Source organism: Thalassospira sp. MBR-102 (assembly GCF_040549275.1).
GTDB lineage: Bacteria > Pseudomonadota > Alphaproteobacteria > Rhodospirillales > Thalassospiraceae > Thalassospira > Thalassospira xiamenensis.
The window spans coordinates 1-26256 of the sequence record NZ_JBEPTC010000003.1 but is presented as its reverse complement, the minus strand read 5'-3'; the positions used below and the strand labels follow the sequence as shown (position 1 = coordinate 26256).

General features: G+C 53.2%; 25 protein-coding genes and 1 riboswitch. Of the genes, 22 read left to right on the top strand and 3 right to left on the bottom strand.

The window, feature by feature from the left end:
* Window positions 1-12: 12 nt before the first annotated feature.
* From ABIE64_RS06670 to ribB, 8 genes are all read left to right on the top strand, one after another.
* Window positions 13-1365 (top strand): TolC family outer membrane protein, encoded by a 1353-nt coding sequence (locus ABIE64_RS06670; protein ID WP_063094069.1) that lies wholly within the window; start codon window positions 13-15, stop codon window positions 1363-1365.
* 112 nt (window positions 1366-1477) lie between these two features.
* Complete coding sequence (locus ABIE64_RS06665) at window positions 1478-2086, top strand: DUF2497 domain-containing protein (protein ID WP_007089650.1); 609 nt, start codon at window positions 1478-1480, stop codon at window positions 2084-2086.
* An 89-nt stretch (window positions 2087-2175) separates the two neighbouring features.
* Window positions 2176-4842: a valine--tRNA ligase gene (locus ABIE64_RS06660; RefSeq protein WP_354376943.1), complete on the top strand. Its 2667-nt coding sequence runs from the start codon at window positions 2176-2178 to the stop codon at window positions 4840-4842.
* Window positions 4843-4993: 151 nt separating this feature from the next.
* Window positions 4994-6427, top strand: coding sequence for an aminodeoxychorismate synthase component I (gene pabB / locus ABIE64_RS06655; protein ID WP_247643561.1), 1434 nt, complete (start codon window positions 4994-4996; stop codon window positions 6425-6427).
* Window positions 6428-6481: 54 nt separating this feature from the next.
* A complete protein-coding gene (locus tag ABIE64_RS06650; RefSeq protein ID WP_007089647.1) occupies window positions 6482-7075 on the top strand; it encodes an anthranilate synthase component II in 594 nt (197 codons plus the stop codon).
* Entirely contained in the window at window positions 7072-7938 is an 867-nt protein-coding gene (locus ABIE64_RS06645; RefSeq protein WP_071240063.1) for an aminotransferase class IV, read from the top strand. Before ABIE64_RS06650 ends, ABIE64_RS06645 begins: the two co-directional genes overlap by 4 nt.
* A gap of 57 nt (window positions 7939-7995) precedes the next feature.
* Entirely contained in the window at window positions 7996-9273 is a 1278-nt protein-coding gene (locus ABIE64_RS06640) for an EAL domain-containing protein (RefSeq protein WP_037992632.1), read from the top strand.
* 132 nt (window positions 9274-9405) lie between these two features.
* Window positions 9406-9556, top strand: a riboswitch (FMN riboswitch).
* A gap of 119 nt (window positions 9557-9675) precedes the next feature.
* The gene (ribB, locus tag ABIE64_RS06635; protein WP_341364006.1) at window positions 9676-10344 is read left to right on the top strand and encodes a 3,4-dihydroxy-2-butanone-4-phosphate synthase; all 669 of its coding nucleotides are present in this window, start codon (window positions 9676-9678) and stop codon (window positions 10342-10344) included.
* Between the two features lie 202 nt (window positions 10345-10546).
* Here the strand turns inward: ribB and xth are convergent, their stop codons facing one another.
* Both xth and erpA read right to left on the bottom strand, forming a co-directional pair.
* Window positions 10547-11374, bottom strand: a complete 828-nt coding sequence (gene xth, locus ABIE64_RS06630) for an exodeoxyribonuclease III (protein WP_341364007.1) — start codon at window positions 11372-11374, stop codon at window positions 10547-10549.
* A gap of 76 nt (window positions 11375-11450) precedes the next feature.
* Window positions 11451-11792 carry an iron-sulfur cluster insertion protein ErpA gene (gene erpA / locus ABIE64_RS06625; protein WP_007089641.1) on the bottom strand — a complete coding sequence of 114 codons (342 nt, stop codon included), beginning with the start codon at window positions 11790-11792 and terminating at the stop codon, window positions 11451-11453.
* Window positions 11793-12061: 269 nt separating this feature from the next.
* Between erpA and argS the strand changes: the two genes are divergently transcribed.
* From argS to ABIE64_RS06555, 14 genes are all read left to right on the top strand, one after another.
* Window positions 12062-13813: an arginine--tRNA ligase gene (gene argS, locus ABIE64_RS06620; protein WP_341364008.1), complete on the top strand. Its 1752-nt coding sequence runs from the start codon at window positions 12062-12064 to the stop codon at window positions 13811-13813.
* A 5-nt stretch (window positions 13814-13818) separates the two neighbouring features.
* A complete protein-coding gene (locus ABIE64_RS06615; protein WP_354376942.1) occupies window positions 13819-14664 on the top strand; it encodes an SPOR domain-containing protein in 846 nt (281 codons plus the stop codon).
* Window positions 14651-15718, top strand: coding sequence for a beta-N-acetylhexosaminidase (gene nagZ, locus ABIE64_RS06610; protein WP_354376941.1), 1068 nt, complete (start codon window positions 14651-14653; stop codon window positions 15716-15718). Before ABIE64_RS06615 ends, nagZ begins: the two co-directional genes overlap by 14 nt.
* 14 nt (window positions 15719-15732) lie before the next feature.
* Window positions 15733-16416, top strand: a complete 684-nt coding sequence (locus tag ABIE64_RS06605; protein WP_354376940.1) for a site-2 protease family protein — start codon at window positions 15733-15735, stop codon at window positions 16414-16416.
* Between the two features lie 26 nt (window positions 16417-16442).
* Complete coding sequence (locus ABIE64_RS06600; protein WP_354376939.1) at window positions 16443-17351, top strand: segregation and condensation protein A; 909 nt, start codon at window positions 16443-16445, stop codon at window positions 17349-17351.
* Complete coding sequence (gene scpB, locus ABIE64_RS06595; RefSeq protein WP_354376938.1) at window positions 17341-18111, top strand: SMC-Scp complex subunit ScpB; 771 nt, start codon at window positions 17341-17343, stop codon at window positions 18109-18111. The genes ABIE64_RS06600 and scpB overlap by 11 nt, the downstream gene beginning before the upstream one ends.
* 135 nt (window positions 18112-18246) lie before the next feature.
* Window positions 18247-19290: an ABC transporter ATP-binding protein gene (locus ABIE64_RS06590; RefSeq protein WP_354376937.1), complete on the top strand. Its 1044-nt coding sequence runs from the start codon at window positions 18247-18249 to the stop codon at window positions 19288-19290.
* Between the two features lie 165 nt (window positions 19291-19455).
* Window positions 19456-19686: a twin-arginine translocase TatA/TatE family subunit gene (gene tatA, locus ABIE64_RS06585; RefSeq protein WP_007089633.1), complete on the top strand. Its 231-nt coding sequence runs from the start codon at window positions 19456-19458 to the stop codon at window positions 19684-19686.
* 35 nt (window positions 19687-19721) lie between these two features.
* Window positions 19722-20135 carry a Sec-independent protein translocase protein TatB gene (tatB, locus tag ABIE64_RS06580; RefSeq protein ID WP_354376936.1) on the top strand — a complete coding sequence of 138 codons (414 nt, stop codon included), beginning with the start codon at window positions 19722-19724 and terminating at the stop codon, window positions 20133-20135.
* A 2-nt stretch (window positions 20136-20137) separates the two neighbouring features.
* On the top strand, window positions 20138-21136 hold the full coding sequence (gene tatC, locus ABIE64_RS06575) for a twin-arginine translocase subunit TatC (protein ID WP_354377171.1): 999 nt from the start codon (window positions 20138-20140) through the stop codon (window positions 21134-21136).
* A gap of 112 nt (window positions 21137-21248) precedes the next feature.
* Window positions 21249-22526, top strand: coding sequence for a serine--tRNA ligase (gene serS, locus ABIE64_RS06570; RefSeq protein WP_354376935.1), 1278 nt, complete (start codon window positions 21249-21251; stop codon window positions 22524-22526).
* A 9-nt stretch (window positions 22527-22535) separates the two neighbouring features.
* Window positions 22536-23303, top strand: coding sequence for a 5'/3'-nucleotidase SurE (surE, locus tag ABIE64_RS06565; protein ID WP_354376934.1), 768 nt, complete (start codon window positions 22536-22538; stop codon window positions 23301-23303).
* A complete protein-coding gene (locus tag ABIE64_RS06560; RefSeq protein WP_354376933.1) occupies window positions 23300-23953 on the top strand; it encodes a protein-L-isoaspartate(D-aspartate) O-methyltransferase in 654 nt (217 codons plus the stop codon). Before surE ends, ABIE64_RS06560 begins: the two co-directional genes overlap by 4 nt.
* Window positions 23954-24010: 57 nt before the next feature.
* Window positions 24011-25105, top strand: coding sequence for a peptidoglycan DD-metalloendopeptidase family protein (locus ABIE64_RS06555; protein ID WP_247643560.1), 1095 nt, complete (start codon window positions 24011-24013; stop codon window positions 25103-25105).
* 116 nt (window positions 25106-25221) lie between these two features.
* Here the strand turns inward: ABIE64_RS06555 and ABIE64_RS06550 are convergent.
* Window positions 25222-26256, bottom strand: a 1035-nt coding sequence (locus ABIE64_RS06550) for an IS1182 family transposase (protein ID WP_354376932.1), incomplete at its 5' end; no start/stop codon positions are given.

Genomic DNA, 26256 nt, shown 5'->3' with positions numbered 1-26256 from the left:
AAGGGTAGATAAATGTTAAAACGGTTCTTGCTGACCTGCAGTATTCTGGCCACTGGTGGTATCGTTGCCAATGGGGCCTCTGCAGAGAGCCTTGAAGAAGCTTTGATCAAGGCATATCAAAGCAACCCGACGCTGGAAGCCGGTCGTGCGTCGCTTCGTGCAACGGATGAACAGGTTTCGCAGGCGCTGTCAAACTGGCGCCCGAACGTTTCGCTTTCGGGCGAAGCTGGCTTCCGGGACTTGGATACCGATCAAAATGGTACCGAAACGGACAATAGCCTGACGCCTTATACTGTCGGTGCAGAAGTTGTTCAGCCTCTCTATCGTGGTGGTCGTACCGTTGCTGAAACTGATCGGGCGGAAGCGCGTATCCGTGCGGCACGTGCGGCCCTGCGTTCTTCAGAACAGGATGTGCTGCTGCAGGTTGCAACGGCCTATTTCAACGTTTTGCGTGATACGGCAGTTGTCGAACTTAATCAGAATAACGTCCGCGTTCTTGAACGTCAGCTTGAAGCAACGCGTGACCGTTTCTCGGTTGGTGAAGTGACACGTACCGACGTCTCACAGGCCGAAGCCCGTCTTGCCGGTTCCAAGGCAGACCTGATCTCAGCCCAGGGTAACCTTGCCAATACCCGTGCCCAGTACGAGCGTCTGGTGGGTAACAAGCCTGATAATCTTGAAATTCCGAATCCGCTGTCGGGGCTTCCGACCAGTGTTACGGATGTTCTGGCGATTGCCCAGGATCAGCATCCTGATGTGGTTCAGGCCCAGTATACCGAAGATGCGGCAAAGTCTGACATCCGGCTGAGCGAAGGGTCGCTTTATCCGGAGGTCAATCTGAGTGCCGGTGTGCAGCGCGCTTACGAAGCCTCGCAGGAGGATCTGACCTCGGACAGTGCAGAAATACTCGCACAGGTCACCGTTCCGCTTTATCAGAAAGGTGCGGTTTATTCATCTGTTCGTGCGGCCAAGCAAACAGCCGGTCAGGCCCGGGTTCAGGTTGATGAGGCCCGTCGCGCCGTGATTGAAAATGCGACCAGTTCTTGGGAAACCCTCGTGACGGCACGTGCGAGCATCGAATCCCAGCAGGCGCAGGTATCATCTGCCGAGGTCGCCCTTGATGGTGTGCAGCGCGAAGCTTCTGTTGGTTCGCGTACTGTCCTTGACGTTCTTGATCAGGAACAGGAACTGCTTCAGGCACGTGTGAACCTTGTTGGTTCGCGCCGTGACGCAGCGGTTGCCGAATTCCAGGTCAAGGCGGCGATGGGAGCCTTGAATGCGCAGGTTCTCGGCCTTCCGGTCGAAATTTATGACACTGAATCCAACTATAACAAAGTCAAGGATCAGTGGTGGGGAACGGATTGACCTGATTGCTGACAGGGCCTTTAGGCCCTGTCAGGCCTTGGGGAAGGGTAGGTTCGGTAATGAAATCTAGTGCGGAAGATAAAAAATGAGTGACGGGCAACAAGAACCTTCAATGGAGGACATCCTCCAGTCCATCCGCAAGATTCTTGCTGATGAAGGGGATGATGACAAGAAACAGGCCGCTCCTGAACCAGAACCGATGCCGGAACCAGAGCCCGAACCGGAAATTGAAGAAGAGATCGACGAGCTCGAACTTGATGAAGAGCCCGAAGAACTTGAATTCGATGAAGAACCGGAAGAGCTTGAGCTTGACGAGCCCGAGGAAGAGCTCGAACTCGACGATATGCTCGATTTCGATGAAACCCCGGAAGAAGACGAATTCGAAGAACCTGAACCCGATCTGATGGATGACTTCGACGAACCGGAACCCGAACCGGCAATGCCTACGGTCTACGAGGACGACGAAGATGACGAGCCGCTGATTTCCCGTGCTACCGAAAACACGGCAACCGGAACCATCTCGGATTTGGCGCAAGCCGTTGCAAAGAAACGTGCCGTCGCCCTTGGCCTTAACGCTGGTCATATCACGCTTGAAGACCTTGTGCGCGATATGCTGCGTCCGTTGCTTAAGGAATGGCTTGACGAAAACCTTCCCTATATGATCGAACGCCTTGTGAAAAAGGAAATCGAGCGGATTGTGAACCGCGCCGAAGACCTGTAGGCGAGCCGAAATATGATTTACAGCGGCGCGCCAACGGTGCGCCGCTTTTTCTTTGTACAGTGATAAAACCCGCAGCGGATCAAAAGACCATGTTGGAGAAGACATACAGCCCGGCCGACGTTGAAGGCAGACTTTACGATAAATGGGAAAAATCGGGGGCGTTTGCCGCCGATCCGGCATCAGGTGCAAATCCCTATGTCATCATGATGCCGCCGCCCAACGTAACCGGCAGCCTCCATATGGGGCATGCACTGACCTTTACGCTTCAGGATATTCTGGTGCGCTATAACCGGATGTCGGGCAAGGATACGCTGTGGCAGCCCGGTACCGACCATGCCGGTATCGCGACACAGATGGTCGTTGAACGCCAGCTTGGCGAACAAAACGTGACGCGTCATGACCTTGGCCGCGAAAAGTTCATAGAAAAAGTTTGGGAATGGAAAGAAAAATCCGGCGGCACGATCACCAATCAGCTTCGCCGTCTTGGCGCATCGCCCGATTGGCCACGTGAACGCTTTACCATGGACGATGGTCTGTCGGCTGCTGTTCGCAAGGTATTCGTTACCCTGCACAAACAGGGACTTATTTACCGTGACAAGCGTCTGGTCAACTGGGACCCGAAACTTCTGACCGCGATTTCCGATCTTGAAGTCGTTCAGAAAGAAGTCAAAGGCCATTACTGGCACTTCAAATACCCGATTGAGGGCAAGGAAGGCGAGTTCATCACCGTTGCGACCACGCGTCCGGAAACCATGCTGGGTGATACCGGTGTTGCGGTTCATCCTGATGATGAACGTTACAAGGATCTGATTGGTCAGTACTGCATTCTGCCAATCGTGGGACGCCGCATCAAAATCGTTGCCGATGAATATGCCGATCCTGAAAAGGGATCGGGCGCCGTTAAAATCACCCCAGCGCATGATTTCAACGACTTTGAAGTCGGCAAACGCAATGATCTCGAAAAAATCAACATCATGGATGATCATGCGCGCATCAATGATGACGCGCCGGAAGAATATCGTGGTCTGGATCGGTTCAAGGCACGCGAACTGATCGTTGCCAAAATGGAAGAACTCGGTCTGCTGGAAAAGATCGAAGACACCGTTCACATGGTGCCATATGGTGACCGGTCAAACGTCGTGATCGAGCCGTACCTGACCGATCAGTGGTTCGTGAATGCCGAAGTTCTGGCCAAACCGGCGACCGAGGCAGTTGAAGACGGTCGTATCAAATTTGTGCCCAAAAACTGGGAAAACACCTATTTTGAATGGATGCGCAATATCCAGCCATGGTGCATATCGCGTCAGCTTTGGTGGGGACATCGCATTCCGGCATGGTTCGGTCCGGGCGGTGAAATATTTGTCGAGGAAACCGAAGAAGAAGCATTGGCCGCAGCCAAAGCGCATTTCGGCAAGGATGTTGAACTTACCCAGGAAACCGACGTTCTTGATACGTGGTTCTCATCGGCATTATGGCCATTCTCGACCCTTGGCTGGCCGGATAAAACGCCGGAACTTGATAAATATTATCCGGGCGATGTGCTGGTTACCGGTTTTGACATCATCTTCTTCTGGGTTGCCCGCATGATCATGATGGGCATGCATTTCATGGACGGTAAAGTTCCGTTCAAGGATGTCTATATCCATGCGCTGGTCCGTGACGAACATGGTCAGAAGATGTCGAAATCCAAGGGCAACGTAATTGATCCGCTGGAACTGATTGACGAATATGGCTGTGACGCGCTGCGTCTGACCCTGACGGCACTGGCGGCTCAGGGTCGCGATATCAAGCTTGCAGCGTCCCGCGTTGAAGGTTACCGCAACTTCGCGACCAAGCTTTGGAATGCGGCACGTTTCGCTGAAATGAACGAATGCAAACCGGTCGACGGGTTCAATCCTGCCAATGTCAGTTCGACACTGGCACGCTGGATTGTCGGTAAGACCGCCGAGGCGGCAAAAACCGTTTCATCGGGCATCGAAAGCTATCGTTTCAATGATGCAGCGAACGGTGCTTATCAGTTTGTCTGGGGCACTTTCTGCGACTGGTATCTGGAACTTGCAAAACCGGTCCTTATGGGCCAGGACGAAGACGCCAAAGCCGAAATCCGGGCTGTGACTGCATGGGTTCTGGATCAGATTCTTTTGATCCTGCACCCGATCATGCCCTATATCACCGAAGAACTTTGGGAAAAGTCGGCTGATAATCGTGCGACGCTTCTGATGTCGCAGGCTTATCCGAAATTCGACGATGCACTGATTGACCGTGCCGCCGAAGATGAAATCGATCTTGCCATCCGCCTGATCGGTAATATTCGTGGTGTTCGTTCCGAAATGAACGTACCGCCTGCGGCTGAGGTTCCGATCTATCTGGTCGATGCATCCGATGCAATGAAGGCAGCCGTGTCCGCGCAGGAAGCCCAGGTTAAACGTCTGGCACGTGTGGCTGTGGTTGAATTCAAAGGGCAGGGCGATGTTGAAGCCATCGCCAAAGGGGCCATTCAGACCGTCGTTGACGGTGTAACCGTCTTCGTTTCGGTTGCCGATTTCATCGATGTCGTGGCCGAAAAGTCGCGCCTTGAAAAGGAAATCGACGGCAAAACCAAATATATCAAGGGTCAGGAAGGCAAATTGTCGAACGAAAGTTTCGTCAGCCGTGCGCCTGAACATATTGTCGCGACCGAAAAAACCAAGCTTGAAGAAGCGCGCGATACCCTTGCCAAACTTCAGGAAGCTCACGCCCGCATCGCGGCGATGTAATTCCGGTTGTTGTAATCACGTCAAAGGGCCAGTCCATCGGGTTGGCCCTTTTGCGTTTCATTCACTCTGATCTTTGACGAATTTTGAAATTCATCCTCGCCAGAGTTATAGAATCGCATAAATTGGCGACCAACCGTTATCTCGCGATCTGATGCAACTTTATCCCGATGATGGGCCGAACCGTAAAATGCTGATTGAAGAATGCCCTTATATCGAACCGCTTGATGCCTACGGTGCCTTTGCCGGGTTCGCAGACAGTCATTTTCTTGATTCCGGTGACCGGGACCGCTTTGCTTATGTTGTTGCATCGCCGTTGCATAAACTGACTGCCAAGAACGGGCAGGTGAAGCTTGACGGTTTTCCCGTTCCCGGTGATCCGTTCGGGGTTCTAGCCGATCTGATGGCGCGCTATCGTGTGGAAGCCGATCCGGATTTACCCCCGTTTCAGGGCGGGGCTGTCGGTTATTTCGGTTATGAGCTTGCCCAACAGCTCGAAACGCTTCCCCATGCTCCGCAGGACTGGCTCAACATGCCCGACATGGCGGTTGGCATCTATGACCTTGTTATCGCATTCGATCAGCTTGATCGCCGCATGTGGCTTATTTCGACGGGGATTCCCGAAACATCGCCGACTGCACGGAAAAAACGTGCGGCTGATCGCATCGGGATTATTCGTAAGTACCTTCGGCTTGCACGGCCAATGCTTGAAACGCCCGAAATTCCTCATAGGCCAGATATCATGCCTTGGCAGTCGAACTTTGATCGTGTCGGCTACGAAGGTGCCGTGCAGACCGTCGTTGATTACATCCATGCCGGGGATATTTTTCAGGCGAATCTGTCGCAAAGCTTCCGGGCCGAATATACTTATGATGCCATTCCCAAACGGTTTGACCTTTATCGCCGCCTCAGCCTTGCCAGTCCGGCACCATTCGGGGCTTTCCTGAATTTTGGCGATGTGGCAGTCCTGTCCAATTCGCCCGAGCGGTTTATGAAGGTCGCGAATGGGCAGGTGGAAACCAGACCGATCAAGGGCACACGCAGGCGCGGGGCCATGCCCGTCGAGGATGCCGAACTCGCACAGGAATTGATGTTATCTGCGAAAGATCGCGCAGAAAATATTATGATTGTTGACCTTCTGCGTAACGATTTATCGAAAGTATGCAAGCCGCATAGCGTAAAGACGCCGCAGATTTGTACGCTTGAGAGTTATGCAAATGTCCATCATTTGGTTTCGACTGTGACCGGGGAATTGCAGGATGGCAAGTCTGCTGTCGATTTGCTAGCGGCCTGTTTCCCAGGCGGTTCGATTACAGGCGCACCAAAAATCCGCGCAATGGAAATCATTACCGAACTTGAAAGATCGACGCGTGGTGCATATTGCGGGGCAATCGGCTTTATCAGCTTTAATGGCAGCATGGATACCAATATTGCGATCCGAAGCATTTGTGTAAATGGCGGTCGTATGGCGTTCAATGTCGGTGGTGGAATCGTCGCCGATAGCATTCCCGCTGCTGAATATGATGAGACGCTGGTCAAGGCCGCCAAGATATTCGAAGCATTGGGGATCCGGCCCTATGCGGTGTAAGATGGTTGACCTTATGCATTATCATCAACGCACTCCTGGACGGATCGGGTTGAAATGATCCTGCTGATCGACAATTACGATTCCTTTGTTTTCAATCTGGCGCGCTATTTCGTGGAGCTTGGACAGAAGGTTGATGTCGTGCGCAATGATCGGATCGATGTTGATGAAGTACGTCGGTTGAATCCCGATGCCATCGTCTTTTCCCCCGGACCATGCGGCCCGGATGAAGCGGGAAACAGTATCGACCTGATTACCAAATTATCCGGCGATTACCCGATGCTGGGGGTCTGCCTGGGGCATCAGTCGATTGCACGGGCATTTGGTGGCGTCGTAAAGCGCGCAAACCGACCGGTACATGGCATGACATCGGCAATTGATCACAATGGTTCGGCACTGTTTAACGGTATCAAATCTCCGCTGACGGTAACGCGCTATCACTCGCTGGTTGTTGATCTTCCGCTGGATGGCACTTTGGTTCAGACCGCGACGGGACCGGACGGCGAAATCATGGCTTTTGCCCATCGGGATCTGCCGATCTTTGGTGTCCAATTCCATCCCGAAGCCGTCTTGACCGAGCAGGGACATGATTTGTTGTCTAACTTCCTTGCCATTGCCGGTGCGACCGTTCCGCGAAAGGCTGCGTCGTGACGAAAGTCTGGCTTAATGGCAATATCATTGGTCAGACGGATGCGCATATTGCCGTCACGGATCGGGGATTGCTGTTGGGAGATGGTTTTTTTGAAACCATGCGGGCCCATAAAGGCAGGGTTGCCTGGCTTGATCGGCATCTTGATCGTCTGACCAGCCATGCCGAATTAATCGGGCTTGATCCGATATTATTGCCAAATGCCCAAACAATTGCCCAGGCTATCGCATCGCTTTGTATGGAACTCGGTGGGAATGAAGCGGTTATCCGCCTGACCGTTACGCGTGGTAGCGGCCCGCGCGGGTTGTTACCACCCCAGGATTGCCATCCCACGGTTCTGATAACGGCGGCTCCCTTTGCCAAAGCGGCAAAGGATGAGGGATTGATCCTTGCGACGTCAAAACGGGTTCGGCGCAATCCGTGGTCGATTGCAGGCAAGGTCAAAAGCCTTAACTATCTCGACAATATAGCGGCGCGACAGGAAGTCGCCGCTTGTGGCGCGGAAGAGGCACTCGTTCTTTCTGTTGATGGTTCTGTCGCGGAAACAACAATCGCCAACCTGTTCGGGATTCGTGACAACACGTTTTATACTGCACCTGCCAATTGCGGAATTCTTGCCGGGTTGGCACGGAAATTCGTCATTGATTGGTGTCGAGATCAGGCGGTTGCCGTCCACGAGGCGTCTATCGATCTGAAAGACCTGCTGTCAATGGATTTGGTTTTTGTCTGTAACGCATTGCAGGGAATAAGGTTTGTTCGCTCGATTGATGGCGTTGCTTTTGACTTTGATCAGGCGAAGCACGATCACGCTATGCAATTGGTGAGTGATTTTGAAAAATCACTATGCTTTGGTATAGATGTTTAACTAAAATTAACTTCAATCGGGCATTTTCGTTTCCCACGCCTTTTGACGGGAATGCACATGACCGCGTCTTCAACAAAATCGGAACTGACCTTAGCAAGGTTCGTTGAAAACCTGCGCAAACACGGGGCCAATGGCAAGCGGTCGATTGTTGCAATTTTGAATATCCCCGTATCCTTGCGCCTTGAACCGCAGGATTATCAGGATATTTCGCGTGATGCATTTCATCATCTGCCTGAAAAGACCCAAGAATATCGTCTTGAAAACGGTATGGTCGCTTTTATTCGTCCATCCAAATCGTTTGGTGAAACCGATACGTTTTTGACCAGTGTGACCGAAACGCTCAAGGACGTTATCCATCGACAGGGTTTGGGCGACATCCCGCAAAAGCTTTGGAACGAATTTTCCTGGCCAGAAGACCGCAAGGCAATGTTTGGTTTGTTGGGGCTTCCTGAAGAAAACCATTTTCCAAACGAAAGCCTGCAACGCTTTGATATGGCCGAAATGCTGCGTTCTGCCATCACTGATGAAGCGGTTTTCGATTCCTGTCGCCGTCAGGCTATTCTGGAATTTCACGACAGCCGTCGCGAAATCCTTGGCCATGAACTTTATTGTTCGCTGGATTATCTGCGTCAGCACCATCTTGCCAGTTTCCTTCTGGAAGGCCCGGGCGAGGTTGAAATCCTGTCGCGCGTGCTTGATGAGAAGGTGATGGATGTCACCAAAAGTCTGGCCCCTCAAATGCTGCCGGATACCTTGCATCTGAATATGATGGTGCAAACGGTATTCAGTGATCGCTTTGCCGAGTTTCTGGGCTCGGAAGACAGTCGTTTTGCTGAAAATCTGGCGATTGAAATCTCGCTTGAAAATGCGATTTCAGATTGGTGGGAATTCGAAGATGCCTGCAATCTGCTGCATTCTGCTGGCGTGCGTGTGGGGCTTGATCGTATCACCTTGCCATCGCTTGAATTCCTGTCGCCTCAAAAGATCAATGTCGATTTCGTCAAGGTGATCTGGGATCAGAACATTATCGGCTCCAAACGGGCTGACGCGACAGACAGGCTTCGCGAATTTGCTTCTGTTTTTGCCGACCGCAACCTGATTCTGACCCGGTGTGACAGTCGCACGGCACTGCGCATGGGCCGAAGCCTTGGTGTGGATGCGTTTCAGGGAAGCTACATCGACGCGCTTTTGGGTAAATACCTGCATAAGGAATGTAAATCGCGTAATACCACTTCGGATCGTAAATGTGCTGTATGTCAGTGGGCACCGCGCGAATTACGCAAAAATGGTTGCGAATTTCATTTCAGGGCTGGAAAAATTCTGGCCGAGATTTGACCTTGTCGCCCTACTACCCGGCAACACAGTGTTTCCACTGACACCCTGTATAGGGGGTTTGACAACAATCTTTCCATTTTCTAAAGTGAAGAGGTCTGATCAAGGTGGTCAGGCATGTCGTTGAAACACGGCGCTTATTCTCAGGGCAGGGTGAAATTCCTGACCGGCGGTAATCCTGATTTCAGGGAAGCCCGCGAGCGCCTGCCAAAGCAATTTGGCAGGGTCAGCAGATCCGGTGAGATTCCGGAGCCGACGGTAACAGTCCGGATGGGAGAGGATAAAGCGTGGCGGATAACGGGGGAACCTGTTGTTGTCAGCCTATGACTGTCGTGCGGCTTTGCCGTGCGTGCAGACCTTTCTTTTGATGCCTTGATTCGTAAGCTCCTTAAACGGAGAACCGTTATGAATCAGAGTGTTCATCAGGAACCGGAACTTTCGATCTTTGGCGATCCGATTGCACGTATGGAACGTGCACTTTCGGATTTGCGCAATGGCAAGGGGGTTCTGGTTGTCGATGATGAAGATCGCGAAAATGAAGGCGATCTTATTTTTTCCGCAGAAAATCTGACCAATGAACAGATGGCGATGCTGATCCGAGATTGTAGCGGCATTGTCTGCCTGTGTCTGACCGATGAAATGGCAACTGCACTTGATTTACCGCCGATGGTTGCCAACAACACGTCGAGCATGGGAACCGGTTTTACCGTTTCCATCGAAGCAAAGGTTGGCGTGACCACCGGTGTTTCCGCTGCTGATCGCGTGACCACGGTCAAAACCGCAATTGCCGATGGAGCAAAGCCGGATGACCTTGCCCGTCCGGGGCACGTCTTCCCGCTACGTGCGCGTGCAGGGGGTGTTCTGGAACGTCGCGGTCATACCGAAGGAACGGTTGATCTGATGCGTCTGGTGGGCTTTAAACCGGCAGGTGTTCTTTGCGAAGTCACCAATCCGGACGGCACCATGGCGCGTTTACCGGAACTGATTGCCTACGCACAGCAGCACGACATTGTTGTGATCAGCATCGAAGATATCGTTGCCTATCGCGGCGTTTTACAGCTTGCCGCGGAATAGATATGTCAGACAGGGACCGTCTGGGGGTGAGAGTTTAATCTGACTTTGCGCTTCTTGGGCCCTTGGCGAGCGAGTAGCACGACAAATTTGCGCACTTGGCAAGGCTTGCTTCATGCTTTGCCCAAGCTGAAAGGCAGCAGAGTTTTTCTGCTGCCTTTTGCGTTCGATGACTTTGTCTTGCCGGGCCGCGAACGATCCTTGATCAGTCGTCGATCATGCACCAGACCGGGGTGTGATCCGATGCCTTTTCCTTGGCGCGCGGGTCGCGATCAATATCCGATGCGCTGAGCCGGTCGGCTGCGGCCGGAGTCAACAGCAGGTGATCGATGCGAAGCCCGTTATCCTTGTTCCACGCCCCCGCACGGTAATCCCACCAGCTATATTGGTGGCCCTGCGGATTGAAGGTCCGGAATGCGTCGGTGTAGCCCATATTCATCATGGTTCGCAGTTTTTTGCGTTCCACGGTCGAACATAGAACGGTTTCGTGCAGCTTGATCGGGTCGTAAACATCCGAGTCATCCGGCGCGATGTTGTAGTCACCGCCCATAACGGCGGCGTCGCCACTTTCACGGATTTTCTCAAAACGCTTGATCAGGCGATCCAGGAAGTTCAGCTTATATTCGAATTTCTCCGATCCGACCTCGCTTCCCATCGGGACGTAGATCGATGCCACACGAATCGGACGATTTCCCGATATAGTGGCTTCGATATAGCGTGCCTGTTCGTCGTTGTTATTGCCCGGCAGGCCGCGTTCGACATCTTCAATCGGGAATTTTGACAGGATCGCCACCCCATTATAGGTCTTCTGGCCGTGCAGGGCGATGTTATAGCCAAGATCCTCGATTTCCATAGCCGGGAAGCCGTCATCGACAGTTTTGGTTTCCTGAAGCAGGACAACATCGGGCTTTGCGTCGCCAAGCCATTCAAGGATATTGGGCAGGCGAGCCTTTATCGAGTTGACGTTCCAGGTGGCGATTTTCATGCGGGCCTCGATGTTCAGGATGAATTTTGCGGCTTTCTGCACAGACATAACAGCATTATGTCCAAACAAAAACGGGGTCCGTGAAACACGAACCCCGCTTTATAAATCGTTTTTCCGATGCGGATCAAACCGAGAAACTGGATCCGCAACCGCACGATGATGTTGCGTTTGGATTATTCACACGAAACGCTGCACCAACCAGTTCGCGGACAAAATCGATTTCCGCACCACCGAGAAGATCGAGCGATACGTCATCAATCACCATTTTCGCGCCGTGATTTTCGAAAATGTGGTCTTCATCGGTCTTGTCGGAATCAAGCGAAAATTCATACTGAAAACCGCTACACCCGCCACCGGAAACCTGAAGACGCAACATCAGGCCCGACTTGCCATCGCTGGCAATCAGTTCCTGAATACGTTTTGCGGCACTTTCGGTCATCTGGACCTGCCGGGCAGTTTCCGTCATTCGACACTCCTTGATTGTGCTATCCCGAAATATTCCAGTTACTGGATATTCACGGGCAACCCAACGGGTATATTGACGATCATGGTGGCAACTTTAACACAGCCTGATCGCGTTCCTTAAGGGTCTATTTAGCGTGCATGGCAGAAATGTCAAAACCTGAGAGCAGGGCAACCAAGCGGTTGCTTGCGTTTTGATGCGAAATGTCCCAAAACAGCCACATCAAAATGGTTGTGATGGACCATGAACGAAATTTGCAAAGACCAAAAGTGATGAATGTTTTCAGCCTGTTGAAAAGCGACATCGAGAACCAGATTCTCGCCCTTGAAAAAGACGGCGTTCTGCCCGCTGGCAGCGATACCGCACGTATCACGGTCGAACCGCCGCGCGATGCCGCGCATGGCGATGCCGCGACCAATGCCGCGATGCTGCTTTCCAAGGCTGCGGGGATGAAGCCACGTGATCTGGCAGAAAAACTTGCCGAAAAACTCGGCATGCTAGATCATATCGAACAGGTCGAGATCGCCGGGCCCGGTTTCATCAATCTGCGAATGGCCGATGATTTCTGGTTGTCGCAGATCACCGAAGTGCTTGAAAACGGCAAGACCTATGGCAACAGCAATCTGGGTGCAAACACCAAGATGAATGTCGAATATGTCTCGGCCAATCCGACCGGCCCGATGCATGTCGGCCATTGCCGCGGGGCGGTTGTCGGTGATGTTCTGGCAAATCTGCTGGCCAAGGCCGGTTACGACGTGACCAAGGAATATTACATCAACGATGCCGGTGCGCAGGTCGATGTTCTGGCGCGATCCCTGCATCTGCGTTACCGCGAAGCACTTGGTGAAACCATCGATGAAATTCCGGCTGGTCTTTATCCGGGCGATTATCTGGTGGCACCGGGCAAAAAGCTTGCGGCGCGTGACGGCAACAAATGGGTCGAAGCCCCCGAGGAAAATTGGCTGGAAGAGTTCCGAGGTTTTGCCATTGTAGAGATGATGGCATTGATCAAGGAAGACCTGAGTCTTCTGGGCGTTGATCACGACGTCTTTACGTCTGAAGCCGGACTTGTTGCCGCAGGCAAGGTGCAGGCCGCGTTCGAGCATCTGGAGAAAAAGGGCGACATTTATGTCGGCGTTCTGGAACCGCCAAAAGGCAAAACGCCCGATGATTGGGAACCGCGCCCGCAGACGCTGTTCCGGGCGACTGAATTTGGTGATGATGTTGACCGCCCTCTGAAAAAGTCGGATGGCAGTTGGACCTATTTTGCGTCCGATATTGCCTATCACTTTGACAAATACGAACGTGGTTTCAACCACATGATCGATATTTTCGGTGCTGATCATGGCGGGTACGTCAAACGTATGAAAGCCGCGACCAAGGCGATTACGGGCGGCGAGGGCGACCTTGATGTCAAGCTTTGCCAATTGGTCAGCCTATTTGACAATGGTGAGCCGGTTAAAATGTCCAAACGTGCCGGAACGTTCGTGACCCTGCGTGATGTGGTTGAACGCGTTGGTAAGGATGTCGTGCGGTTCATCATGTTGACGCGCAAGAACGACGCGACGCTTGATTTTGATTTTGCCAAAGTAACCGAACAGTCCAAAGACAACCCGGTATTTTACGTTCAATACGCCCATGCCCGCGTTAATTCGGTATTTCGTCAGGCGCGCGAAGCGTTCCCTAATCAGGATTTCTCGGATGCTGCACTGGTCGGGGCCGATCTATCGGCTTTGGTGTCGGAAGATGAAAAGATGCTGGTGCGTCGGATGGCTGAATGGCCGCGTATTGTTGAACAGGCCGCCGTTGCACATGAGCCACATCGTATCGCATTCTTCCTGAGCGAAATTGCTGCCGAATTCCACGCCTTGTGGAACAAGGGGCGTGACAATACCGCATTGCGTTTCATCGTTGCCGATGATCTGGCGGTGACGCAGGCGCGCCTTGCCATGATCCGTGCTGCCGCATTGGTTATTGCGTCCGGTCTTGATGTCCTGGGCGTTGCCCCGGTCGAGGAGATGTAATCACGATGAACGAAGAACAGGGTTTCGGCCTTAGAGCGGAGCAGCGTTATCAAGGGGCTGGCAAAAAAGCCCCAGGCGGCGGCTTGGCGAAAGGGGTGGGAACCATCGTTCTTGGTCTTGTGATTATTGGTGGTGGTCTGGGCGGGGCCGGTTACTGGTTATATAATCAGGGGCAGCCAGCACAGGAAGAAGGCAAATTGCCAATCCTTTTGCCAGATCCACTGCCGATCAAGTTGCGACCGGATGATCCCGGCGGAATGGAAGTTCCCCACCGGGATACAACGATTTATGAACAGCTTGATAGTAACCAGCCCGAGGATCAGGTGGTTCTTCAGGAACTGCCTGATATGCCAAAGGTGCCCGATGTCATACCATCCCCCGATAATACGGGAGAACCAGCGGTGATCGAACAGACACCGGAGGCCGAGATTGTCGCAAATGCAGCGCAGATCGGTTCGGGCAAAGATGTAAATGCGTCTGCGATAACTCCAGCTGAAACAGCAATTGTCGCACCAAGCGATGCAGAAAAAGCAATCGCTGTTGCCAAGGCCAAGGAACAGGCCATAGCACCGGCTGCCACCAGCGCCAGCGGCATATCGGAGAAAGACTTCCGCATTCAGTTGGCTTCAGTTCGCGATACGTCGGGGGCCGAAGCGGAATGGAAAAGATTGTCTTCTAAAAACAAGGACTTGCTTGGCAGTCTTCAGATGTATCTGAAACGTGCAGACCTTGGTGACAAGGGTGTGTTCTATCGTTTGCAAGCCGGTCCTTTGCCGGACGCTGCTGCGGCTGAAACGCTTTGTCGCAACTTGAAACAACGCAATGTGGGGTGTCTGATTGTCCGGCCTTGAGGTAAGAAAACCGCGTGCCTGTATTCTGGGTGTTGAAGGTACAGAGTTAAGCAATTGGGAGAAGGGCTTCTTTCGTGAAGCTGATCCCTATGGCTTTATCCTGTTTGCCCGTAATGTCACGGATCTGAAGCAGGTCAAGGCGTTGAACAATCAACTGCGCGAAGTTGTCGGCAATATCAATGTGCCGATTTTTGTCGATCAGGAAGGTGGGCGCGTCATGCGCCTCAAGCCGCCGCACTGGCGCAAAATCCCTGCGGCGGGTGTGTTTGGTAAATTGTTTGAAACAGCACCTGAAAATGCCCGCGAAGCCGCATATATTAATGCGCGCCTGATGGCGGCAGATTTGCGTGGTGCGGGGTTTAACATCACCTGTGCGCCGGTACTTGATATCCGATTCCCTGGTATGAGCGACGTGGTTGGCGACCGTTCCTATGGTTCGACGGTGGAACAGATTGTGCCATTGGCAAGTGCGGTTGCCGCCGGGTTGCTGGACGGCGGGATCGCACCGGTCATCAAACATATTCCAGGTCACGGGCGTGCATCGGTCGACAGTCACAAGGATTTGCCGATCGTGACCGCGTCGCGCGAAGAACTGAGTCGCCTTGATTTCGAACCGTTCCGTCAGATGAAGGATGTGGTTGTAGCGATGTCGGCCCATTTGCTGTTTACCGCGATTGATGATCAACGCCCGGGAACCGTATCGGCCAAGGTCATTTCCGAAATTGTCCGCGGTGATATCGGGTTTGAAAACCTTCTGATCAGTGATGATCTATCAATGGAAGCGCTTGGTGGATCGATTGCTAGCCGGACTCACGAATGCCTTGCCGCCGGGTGCGACATTGCTCTTCATTGCAATGGCAAGCGCACGGAAATGGAGGAAGTCGTATCCATGGCCCCGAAACTTGCCGGTGAGGCGCTGACACGTTCGCAATTGCTGAGCAATCAGATCGCAGGTTTTAATATTACACAGCCACCCTCGGCGCAGATTGCCGATTGGCAGGCTCGACTGGCTGAATTGCTATCACCGGTCTGGTCGGCTGGCGAGCAGGCGTAAGGGAAGCTGAATAGGTGAACGACATTATCGAGATTATCATTTCCGCGTCTACGTGGGTGTTGCCGGTATTGCTGGCGGTGACTTTGCACGAAGCCGCGCACGGCTTTGCAGCCAAGCTGTTCGGGGATGATACAGCGCAACGCGCCGGGCGGCTTAGCCTGAACCCGATCCGCCATATTGATCCGGTGGGGACTATTCTGATTCCCGGTTTGCTGTTGCTGACTGGTGCGCCGTTCCTGTTTGGTTATGCCAAGCCGGTCCCGGTCGCGTTCCATCGTTTGCATCCGCAACGTCTTGGCGTAATCGGGGTGGCGGTTGCCGGGCCCGCAACCAACGTCGCATTGGCAATTGCATCAATTCTATTACTGGTCGGGTTGCCGTCATTTTCGCCGGCGGTCAATGACTGGCTGGCAAAGACGTTACAGCAGTCGATCTGGCTGAACTGCATTCTGGCGGTGTTTAACATGCTGCCAATCCCGCCATTGGATGGAGGGCGGGTTCTGACAGCGATATCGCCAATGCCAATTGCGCGGGTCTTGGCGCGCATGGAAAAAACCGGCATGATCCTTCTGATTGCGCTGATCTTCCTGTTGCCCTATGTCACGGGGCTTCTTGGCGTTAATCTACCGATATTCCAATGGCTGGTGATTGAGCCTGCATCTGCACTTGTTGATTTTCTGGCCGGTATTTTCGCCTGATATGAGGCGGACGGCCCGGGGGGATTATGGCCAAACAGTTCGAACTCGATATTCCGGACGAGGTATTTGACAAGGCACCCGTTGATGATGGGCCAAGTCTTGCTGAACGCCTTATGCTGGATCTGGACGGGTTTGAAGGGCCGCTTGACCTTTTGCTGGAGCTGGCACGCGACCAGAAAGTCGACATAATCAGGATTTCGATCCTGGAGCTTGCCGAGCAGTATCTGATTTTCATTAATACCGCGCGTGAATTGCGACTGGAACTGGCGGCCGATTATCTGGTGATGGCGGCGTGGCTGGCTTATCTGAAATCTCGGTTGTTGCTGCCAAAGCAGGAGTCCGATGAGGAAGAGCTCAGTGCAGAGGAAATGGCAGAGCTTCTGGCCTTCCAGCTGAAGCGGCTGGAAGCGATGAAAGCGGCCGGTGAGAAACTGCTGGAGCGGCCCAACCTCGGGCGTGATTTCTTTGGCCGGGGTGATCCGGAGGAAGTCCGGGTCACGACGGCGTCGGTTTATGATGCGTCGCTTTATGACCTGTTGAGAGCCTATGCACAGATCATGCTGACATCTGAATCCAAGACATTAGAGATTGAGGCATTCGATCTTTATGCGATGGACGATGCAATCCGGAGGTTGCGCGATCTATTCGGGCGTCGGGTTGTACCGACATGGACAAAGCTTCTGGAATTCATGCCACATGGTCTTGGCACGCCTTTGAAGGCACGGTCGGCACTGGCTGCGCACTTTGTTGCCAGCCTTGAAATGTGCCGCGATGGCGAATTGGAAATCTCGCAAGAGCAGGTGTTTGGCCCGATCATGCTGAGGTCACCGCAAAAAAGACGCGATCCTGAATTGAACATCACATCCGGGGATTACAGCGATATGGACAAGCTAAGAGCCAAATCCGGGGCAGGGATGGATAATAATGGTGACTGAGACAGTAACCGACCCGCAGTTTGAAATCGATGGTATCGAACACGGTCCTCAAATCGACTTTCAGCACCTTCGAATTGTTGAAGCTGTGCTGTTTGCGTCTGCGGAACCGGTCAGTGAACGGGTTCTTGCTGCGCGTTTGCCCGAAGGTTCAGATGTTTCCCTTTTGCTTGAAGAATTACAGGCAAATTATTCAGAACGCGGAATAAATTTGAACCGCGTTGGCGAGAAATGGGCGTTTCGCACAGCGGCCGACCTTGCAGGTGATCTTCATATCGAGGTCGAAAAAGCAAAGAAAATGACGCGTGCAACGCTCGAAACGCTGGCGATCATTGCCTATCACGAGCCGGTTACACGTTCCGAAATTGAAGAAATTCGTGGTGTGGCCCTGTCCAAGGGGACGCTTGATATTCTGCTGGAAGCGAAATGGATCCGTCCGAAGGGGCGCAAACGTGTGCCGGGCCGTCCGGTTCTTTGGGCGACGACGGATGATTTTCTGGATCATTTCGGACTTGAACATCGTGACGATCTGCCGGGACTTGCCGATTTGAAAGCCGCTGGATTGCTTGATAGCCGTCCTGGCATGGGCCGATACGGTGCCAGTTCCGACGAGGAAGCATTGCCCGATCTGGTTGATGATGGCGAAGTTACCGATGCTGTTGTCGAAGAAGCTCTTACGACCCGTAATCTGGCCGATCTTGATGAAACCATCTACAGCGATAATCCCAATCTGGAAGAAGAATACGACGCGGAGAACCGTTAAATCGGGTCCATTCACATCTTTTATCGTGCTTCTTTGATCCAGCTTCTTGCATGCGCTGTTGGGTAGGATTAAATCTGGGAAAGATTTTGCAACTTAATTGCAGGGTTTCCCGGCAAAAGAATAAAGAGAGATCTGATGCCCGACGGCTTGAGAATGTCCAATGTCAGCCATGATTTCGGCAGTACCAAGGTTCTCAAAGACATAAGCTTTGACGTTGCGCCCGGCGAACTGGTTTGTCTTTTGGGGCCCTCGGGATGTGGCAAGACTACTGCATTGCGTATTGCCGCAGGGCTTGAAAAGCTTCAGCAAGGCAGCGTTTCCATTAATGATCAGCTTGTAGCCCGGCCCGGGGAATATCTTGAACCCGAAAAACGCGGTGTCGGTATGGTGTTTCAGGATTACGCCCTGTTTCCGCATCTGAGCGTTGCCAAGAATATCGGGTTCGGTCTGCGTTCATCAAATGAGATTGAACGCAAGGAAGCGGTCGAACGTGCGCTTCGGCAGGTCGGTATGGCAGATTATTACAATGCCTATCCCCACGAATTATCCGGTGGGCAGCAACAGCGGATTGCACTTGCCCGAGCTCTGGCGCCAACACCGCGCGTGATGCTGCTGGACGAGCCGTTTTCGGGGCTTGATGTCGCACGCCGGGCCGAACTTCGTGATACCACGCTGCATGTTTTGAAAAATGCCGGGATCGCAACCATCATGGTGACCCATGATCCGGAAGAAGCGATGTATATGGCGGATCGGATTATCATCATGAATGAAGGGCAGGTGATGCAGGATGGCACCCCCGAAGACCTTTATTTCAATCCGCAAAATCGTTTTGTTGCATCTTTCTTTGGCGAGGTTAACCGTTTCCCCGGAACAGTGCAGGGTGGGATTGTGACGACGCCGCTTGGTGATGTGGCGCAGGGTGATCTTGATGACGGAACACAGGTTGAAGTTCTGGTGCGCCCGGAAGGATTGCAGATTGCCGATGCCATGAATGGACATGATATTCTGGCGCGGGTTGATGCTGTGCGGTCACTTGGTGAAATCAGTCTGATGCATTTATCGCTTCATGCGGGCGGGCATGTCCATGCGCGCGTGCCACGCAGACTTTCGTCAGTAAATCAGGGGTCGGTCGCTATTACGCTTGATCCTGACATGACCTTTGTGTTTCCTATGAATTAGGCCAATTTCAACGCGAAACAGGTCCGATGAGACTAAGAAACAAACATACAGGTTCGTAGCGGTGCACGGTATATTCACAATCGTTGCATTGCACAGTGGGGGGCTTTCTGCCATTATCCGGGCATTCTCGCCGGATGGCAGATTGGATCTTTGGAGATAGAAGTTATGGGTATTGGCGTTTGGCAAATCGTTCTGATTCTGGCGATTGTCCTGATCATCTTTGGTGCCGGCAAACTGCCGAAAGTCATGGGTGACATGGGTAAAGGGATCAAGAGCTTCAAAGCAGGCATAAACGAAAAAGACGAAGACAGCGCTGCTTCGGCCAAAACCATCGAAAACAACACGTCTGCTTCGGTTTCTGCTGAAAGCAAAGACAAGGATTCCGTGAAATCCTGATCGTCTGTCGGATTTCCTTCAGATAGGCGTGTTCCATGTTTGATATCGGCTGGACCGAAATGGCACTTGTGGCCGTCGTCGCGTTGTTCGTCGTCGGCCCCAAGGACTTGCCCCATGTGCTTTACAAGCTTGCCGGGTACTGGAAAAAAGTGCGCGGTATGGCGCGCGAATTTCAGGGCGGTATCGATAATCTGATTCGTGAAGCCGAACTTGATGATCTGCGCAAGCAGGTCACCGATACACGTTCGAGCACATCAGACTTCATCGAAAACAAGATTGCCGAGCCGAAAACCAAGCCAAAACAGGCAAAACCGGCAGATAAAACTGCCGAAAGCGAAACCGACAACAAATCGGAAACCAAAACCACGGCACCGAAGACCGATGCCGCGGCATCGGCAAAACCTGCTGCTGCGGATAAGAAGACTGATCATCCGGAGAGCCAGGCGTGAACATGCAGTCGGATGACAAGCAGATGCCGATCATGGAGCATCTGATCGAGCTTCGGAACCGTCTGACATGGGCGGTTCTGGCACTCTTTATTACTTTCGGTATTTGTTATTATTTCGTCGAAGATATTTACGGGTTCCTCGTAAAGCCCCTTGCTGACGTCATGGGGCCGGACCGGCGCATGATCTATACCGCATTGACCGAGGTGTTCTTCACCTATGTGAAGGTCTCGTTCTTTGCGGCCTGTTTTGTTTCCGCACCGGTCTTTCTTGGCCAGTTATGGGCCTTTGTCGCGCCGGGACTATACAAGAATGAACGTTCGGCATTCATGCCGTTCCTGTTTGCGACGCCGATCCTGTTTCTTGCGGGCGGGGCACTGGTTTACTACCTGATCATGCCGCTGGCGTGGAAATTCTTCCTCAGTTTCGAAAGTGCAGGCGGGGCATCGGGACTTGCCATTCAGCTTGAAGCCAAGGTCGGCGAATATCTTGCGCTGGTGATGAAGCTTATTTTTGCGTTTGGCCTGAGTTTCCAACTACCGGTATTGCTGACACTGATGGCGCGCGCTGGCATCGTAACCGCATCTTCGCTTGCCAAGCGGCGCAAATATGCGGTTGTGATCGCCTTTGTGTTTGCTGCAGTGCTGACGCCGCCGGATCTGATTTCGCAGGTTGGCCTGGCGATCCCCATCATCATTCTTTATGAAATTTCGATCCTGATGGCGCGGATGTCGGAACGTAAACGTGCCCTGCGCGAAGCTGACGAAGATGCCGAGCTTGACGGTGACGATGAGGATACCGATCACAATAAAGACGACGTCGATACCCAGAGTTCGGCTGCGGCAGCTGCTGATTACGGGGACAATGATGGCAAAGCAGATGACAAGACCGATTTCAAAGCGCTTGCAGGTTCTGCGCCAAAATCTGATACGCCTTCGTCATCCCGATCTTTGGGATCCGCGAAAGGCGACGATGACGAGGATGATTTCAACAGCGCGCGCTGATTGAATTGTCCCGTTCTCGAATGATCGATCTGACGGGGTGGACCAAGCGTCCACCCCATCGTATAAAAGCCCGAATAATTGCCCGCATAGCTGAATAACAAGGTGCCGTTTCATGCACGACATTAAATGGATTCGTGACAACCCCGAGGCCTTTGACGCGGCGATGACCGCGCGCAAGGTCGAAATGACCGCCCAGCGTCTGATCGATATCGATGCAGACCGTCGTCGCCTGATGACTGAACATCAGGAAATGCTGGCGCGCCGCAAATCCATTTCCGGTGAAATTGGCAAATTGCGCCAGAGTGGCGGCGATGCTGACGAACTGATGGCCGAGATGGGTAAGCTCAAAGACCGGATCAAGGATGCCGAAGACGGGCAGGCCGGTTTAAACGAGCAGCTTGATCTTTTGCTGTCGTCGCTTCCGAACGTTATCGATGCGGAAGTTCCGGCAGGCGAAAGCGAAGAAGACAATGTTGAAGTTCGCAAATGGGGAACTCCCGGCGAATTTGACTTCAAGCCGCTTGAGCATTTCGAGATCGGCGACAAGCTTGGCATGATGGATTTCGAAACTGCGGCTAAACTTTCGGGTTCGCGTTTTGTTATTCTGCGTGGTGGCCTGGCAAAGCTTGAACGGGCATTGGGCCAGTTCATGCTGGACCTGCATGTAAACGAGCATGGTTATGAAGAAACCATCACGCCGATGCTGGTACGCGATGATGCGATGTTTGGCACCGGTCAGTTGCCGAAGTTTGCCGAAGATTCGTTCAGAACCACCAATGACATGTGGCTGATCCCGACGTCGGAAGTGACGCTTACCAATCAGGTCGCGGGCGAGATTATCGACGAAGCCGCATTGCCGCTGCGCTATACCGCATTGACCCAGTGTTTCCGTTCGGAAGCCGGTTCGGCCGGGCGTGATACGCGCGGCATGATCCGCCAGCATCAGTTTTCAAAGGTTGAAATGGTGTCGGTTGTGGCCGCCGAAAAATCGAACGAGGAACTTGATCGAAAAACCCGTTGTGCGGAGACCGTTCTTGAACGTCTCGGTCTTCCCTACCGGACGGTGGTTCTGTGTTCAGGCGATATCGGTTTTGCCGCGCGCAAAACATTTGATATTGAAGTCTGGCTTCCGGGGCAGGGTAAATATCGTGAAATTTCATCCTGTTCTAACACCGGTGATTTCCAGGCACGGCGCATGAATGCGCGTTATCGTGCCGCTGGCGACAAGAAAACCAGTTTTGTTCATACCCTGAATGGGTCGGGGCTTGCTGTTGGACGTTGCCTGATTGCGGTGATGGAAAACTATCAGCAGGCAGATGGTTCAATTCGTGTACCGGATGAATTGAGGCCCTATATGGGCGGTGTCGAGGTGATTTCACCGCGCGGATAGGGGGGCGATATGGTCGATCTGAAAAATGCCCGCATCCTGATCAGCAACGATGACGGGATTGATGCGCCGGGGATTCGGCTTTTGGAAAAGCTTGCCTGTTCGCTTTCCGATGATGTCTGGGTTGTCGCACCGACGACCGAGCAAAGCGGGGCCGGGCATTCGCTTACCCTGCGCCATCCGTTGCGGATACGCAAACGTGACGAGCGACATTTTTCTGTCGACGGAACGCCAACCGATTGCGTTCTGCTGGCCCTTCAGCAAATCATGCGTGACAGTCCGCCCGATATTGTTCTTTCGGGGGTCAACCGGGGTGGCAACCTTGGCGAGGATGTAACCTATTCCGGTACGGTTGCTGCCGCGATGGAAGCAACGTTGCTGAATGTGCCTGCAATTGCCTTTTCCCAGTTTTTTTCCGGCAATCTGATCGACTGGTCGGTTGCGGAAAAGCATCTTTTACCGGTTGCGGAAACCCTTATTCACACGACTTGGCCACGTGGCGTTCTGATTAACGTCAATTTTCCGGAAGCCGAACGTGACGGCGGAGCCCGTATCGAGGTTTCCAGACAGGGACAGCGCAAGATTGGCGATCATATTGCCGAACGCCTTGATCCGCGCGGAGAGCCTTATTATTGGATTGGTGCAATCAAGTCGGAATTGCCCAAAGATGAAAATGCGGACTTGCGGGTCATTGAGAGGGGCGATATTTCGGTAACTCCGATCAGTCTCGATTTCACGCATTACGAGACGCACGCAAAACTGACGAAGGCATTTCCGTGAACGAGCCTGTCATTGCCCGAGAAGCTGAAATCGAACATCTGCTTGCGATCATGCGCAATGACGGGATCCATGACGAGGACGTTTTACGTGCGCTGGCCAGCATCCCGCGCGAAATTTTCGTCGCCGAGCCGTTTGTCAGCCGGGCATGGGAAAATGTCGCCCTTCCGATCAGCAAGGGCCAGACGATTTCACAGCCCTATATCGTCGCCCTGATGACGCAGGCGCTTGAGCTGAATGACCGGATGAAGGTGCTTGAGGTCGGTACCGGATCGGGCTATCAGGCCGCCATCCTCGCCAAGCTGGCACGCCGGGTTTACACGCTTGAACGGCACAAGCCGCTTCTGCGTGAGGCGGAAGACAAATTCCGCGAATTGGGGTTGCATACGATTTCGACCCTGCATGGTGATGGCGGGCTTGGCTGGAAGGCGCAGGCACCGTTTGATCGTATTATCGTGACTGCGGCAGCACAAGATGTGCCGCCTGTGCTGGTCGATCAGTTGGCGATTGGCGGGATCATGGTCGTGCCGGTGGGCGAGGTATCCCATACGCAACTGCTTTTGCGGGTTTTGCGTACCCCCACCGGGATTGATGTAACAGAACTGATGCCGGTCCGTTTCGTTCCGATGTTGCCGGGTACCGAAGAATTCTGAGCCGATTGCTGCATCTGATTACGGATTGTTAACGGCTGATCGCAGACAATGTTTTCTATGATGGAAAATAGTGTCAAACAGGCAGTTCGAAGAATACGGACGCTGGCGCTTGTCTGTGGGACAACCGCAGCGCTTGGCGGCTGTTTGCTTAATTCCGTCCCTGTGCCAGTAGTTTACGGCGAAGGTGCGACTTACAGCCCCTATAGCATGCCCAAGCTTAAAAATGGTGAGCGGGTTATTACGGTTGAACCGGGTGATACTGTTTCGGGGCTTGCCAACCGGTATCGCACCGATTTTGGCCGTTTTACCGAGCGAAACAAATTGGCGAAGCCTTATGTGATCTATCCGGGGCAGCGGCTTGTGCTGCCGCCTTGGGATCCGTCTTATGACAGCAACAGCCAGACTGCAGTTGCGAGCCGGTCGTCATCGACGACACCAAGTTCAACAAGCTCCGCGCCGCGTAAGACCGTCACCATCGGCGGCAAGCGCGAAGTTGTCAGTGTGCCGCTTGGTACATCTGAAACGGCGGCAGCACCCGAACGCTCGTCAACGGTTCAAACCGCGCGTATTAGTCCGAATAACGGCGGCAGCATCCCGACGCCAGGCCTGAAGCCACAGGATTTCGCTGCGCGCGCCGAACAGCGTTACGCATCTGCCAATAGCTGGAATAACGATACCCGCCAGATGCCCGAAGCAACACCGGTTGCGGGGCAAGGCAGTGCAGTTCGTAAGAATGTCGTTATTGCCGAACCCGACAATCGCAAGGGCTTTGTCTGGCCGGTTCGCGGTGACATCGTTCTTAAATACGGTGCCAGCACGGGCGGTCTTTACAATGACGGAATCAACATCAGGGCTGCGCGTGGTACGCCGATCCTTGCTGCGGATAATGGCGTTGTGACCTATGTCGGGAATGAGTTGCGCGGCTTTGGCAATCTGATCCTGATCAAGCATGCCGATGATTATGTGACAGCCTATGCCCATACGGAAAATCCGATGGTCGCACGCGGCGACGTTGTCGAGCGCGGTCAGAAGATTTCAAGTGTCGGCAGCACGGGTGCCGTTAACCAGCCACAACTTCATTTTGAAATCCGTCGTGGACGAAAATCCACCGACCCGATGAAATACCTGCCACAGATGATGGTATCGCGATAAACAAAACGCCCGGACCTTGATGTTCCGGGCGTCAGACCGCTGACAAACCCCGTCATATTTTGGCGGGGTTTTTCTTTTAGAGGTGTTTGAAAGCTGGCTTGAGTGTGCCGAGGGGATTATGCCTCGGCGATTGGCCCCTTGGGGCCCAAAGCCAGGGCTATTTTCTTGATGTTTTGGGCGGCGGCGGCCAGCAGACATTGGCATTTGACATTGATCAGTCCCCGGAACCTTGCATATCGATGACCGTGAAGCTGTTTGGCATCTGCAAAAGAGCGTTCGACCGTCTCTTTTCGGCGCTTGTAAACCCGCTTGCCCCACTCTGTCAGACGATAGGCGTCAGCCCGGTCTCTGGCGTCTTGCCAGACATGGCGCGTGACAGTTTTTCGGTGGTGGGCATTGGCGGTACAGGAAGCCAGCACAGGACAGGTGCGGCATTTTTCCGGGTCGCTGTGATAATGGCGGTATCCATTTCGGTCGGTTGTCGCATAAGACAGAAGCTGACCTTCGGGGCAGCGATAAGCATCACGTTCAGGGTCATAAACGTATTTGCGTTTGGGGATGTAGCCTTCCCGAAGGTTCGGGCGGCGATAGCCCGTCACGCCAAGGATGTCACGATCTTCAAGGCCTTTGGCAATCGCGGCGGTCGCATAGCCCGCATCCAGTCCGACGGCGATAACATCAAGCTGCCTTTGTCGGTCAAGACGGTCGAGATAGGGAATGCTGTCATGCAGATTGGCCGGGGTGGCGTAACTGTCGGTAATGATCCCAAGCTTGCCATCGACCGTGCGGTGATCGAGATAGAAAAAGCCCTTGGGCTTACCGTCGCGCACCATATATCCGCTGTCGGGATCGGTTCGGCTGATCTTGGTTTCTTTCTCAACCGGCTGGCGTTCCTTGGCTTTGAGCGGCTTTTTCGCATGAGCCGTCCGGTCTTCCTCAATCGCCAGATCCAGATCATCCCAATAGGCCGCGCGCGATTTGGCAACCACTTCGCGGTCCCATTTGTTCTTGTTGGCATCGGCCTTCAAATGCGTGCTGTCGGTATAGAGAACCTTACCATCCACCAGCCCGTACCTGATCGCCTGCTCGACGATCTCGTCAAAAATATCCTGCGCAACACTGGCATCATGATATCGACGCCGCCGGTTCTG

What these genes read in the sequence shown, in the direction of transcription:
- ABIE64_RS06670 (WP_063094069.1), top strand. Translation starts at nt 13, where the DNA reads ATGTTAAAACGGTTCTTGCTGACCTGCAGTATTCTGGCCACTGGTGGT.
- ABIE64_RS06665 (WP_007089650.1), top strand. Translation starts at nt 1,478, where the DNA reads ATGGAGGACATCCTCCAGTCCATCCGCAAGATTCTTGCTGATGAAGGG.
- ABIE64_RS06660 (WP_354376943.1), top strand. Translation starts at nt 2,176, where the DNA reads ATGTTGGAGAAGACATACAGCCCGGCCGACGTTGAAGGCAGACTTTAC.
- pabB (WP_247643561.1), top strand. Translation starts at nt 4,994, where the DNA reads ATGCAACTTTATCCCGATGATGGGCCGAACCGTAAAATGCTGATTGAA.
- ABIE64_RS06650 (WP_007089647.1), top strand. Translation starts at nt 6,482, where the DNA reads ATGATCCTGCTGATCGACAATTACGATTCCTTTGTTTTCAATCTGGCG.
- ABIE64_RS06640 (WP_037992632.1), top strand. Translation starts at nt 7,996, where the DNA reads ATGACCGCGTCTTCAACAAAATCGGAACTGACCTTAGCAAGGTTCGTT.
- ribB (WP_341364006.1), top strand. Translation starts at nt 9,676, where the DNA reads ATGAATCAGAGTGTTCATCAGGAACCGGAACTTTCGATCTTTGGCGAT.
- xth (WP_341364007.1), bottom strand. Translation starts at nt 11,374, where the DNA reads ATGTCTGTGCAGAAAGCCGCAAAATTCATCCTGAACATCGAGGCCCGC.
- erpA (WP_007089641.1), bottom strand. Translation starts at nt 11,792, where the DNA reads ATGACGGAAACTGCCCGGCAGGTCCAGATGACCGAAAGTGCCGCAAAA.
- argS (WP_341364008.1), top strand. Translation starts at nt 12,062, where the DNA reads ATGAATGTTTTCAGCCTGTTGAAAAGCGACATCGAGAACCAGATTCTC.
- ABIE64_RS06615 (WP_354376942.1), top strand. Translation starts at nt 13,819, where the DNA reads ATGAACGAAGAACAGGGTTTCGGCCTTAGAGCGGAGCAGCGTTATCAA.
- ABIE64_RS06600 (WP_354376939.1), top strand. Translation starts at nt 16,443, where the DNA reads ATGGCCAAACAGTTCGAACTCGATATTCCGGACGAGGTATTTGACAAG.
- scpB (WP_354376938.1), top strand. Translation starts at nt 17,341, where the DNA reads ATGGTGACTGAGACAGTAACCGACCCGCAGTTTGAAATCGATGGTATC.
- ABIE64_RS06590 (WP_354376937.1), top strand. Translation starts at nt 18,247, where the DNA reads ATGCCCGACGGCTTGAGAATGTCCAATGTCAGCCATGATTTCGGCAGT.
- tatA (WP_007089633.1), top strand. Translation starts at nt 19,456, where the DNA reads ATGGGTATTGGCGTTTGGCAAATCGTTCTGATTCTGGCGATTGTCCTG.
- tatB (WP_354376936.1), top strand. Translation starts at nt 19,722, where the DNA reads ATGTTTGATATCGGCTGGACCGAAATGGCACTTGTGGCCGTCGTCGCG.
- tatC (WP_354377171.1), top strand. Translation starts at nt 20,138, where the DNA reads ATGCAGTCGGATGACAAGCAGATGCCGATCATGGAGCATCTGATCGAG.
- serS (WP_354376935.1), top strand. Translation starts at nt 21,249, where the DNA reads ATGCACGACATTAAATGGATTCGTGACAACCCCGAGGCCTTTGACGCG.
- surE (WP_354376934.1), top strand. Translation starts at nt 22,536, where the DNA reads ATGGTCGATCTGAAAAATGCCCGCATCCTGATCAGCAACGATGACGGG.
- ABIE64_RS06555 (WP_247643560.1), top strand. Translation starts at nt 24,011, where the DNA reads ATGATGGAAAATAGTGTCAAACAGGCAGTTCGAAGAATACGGACGCTG.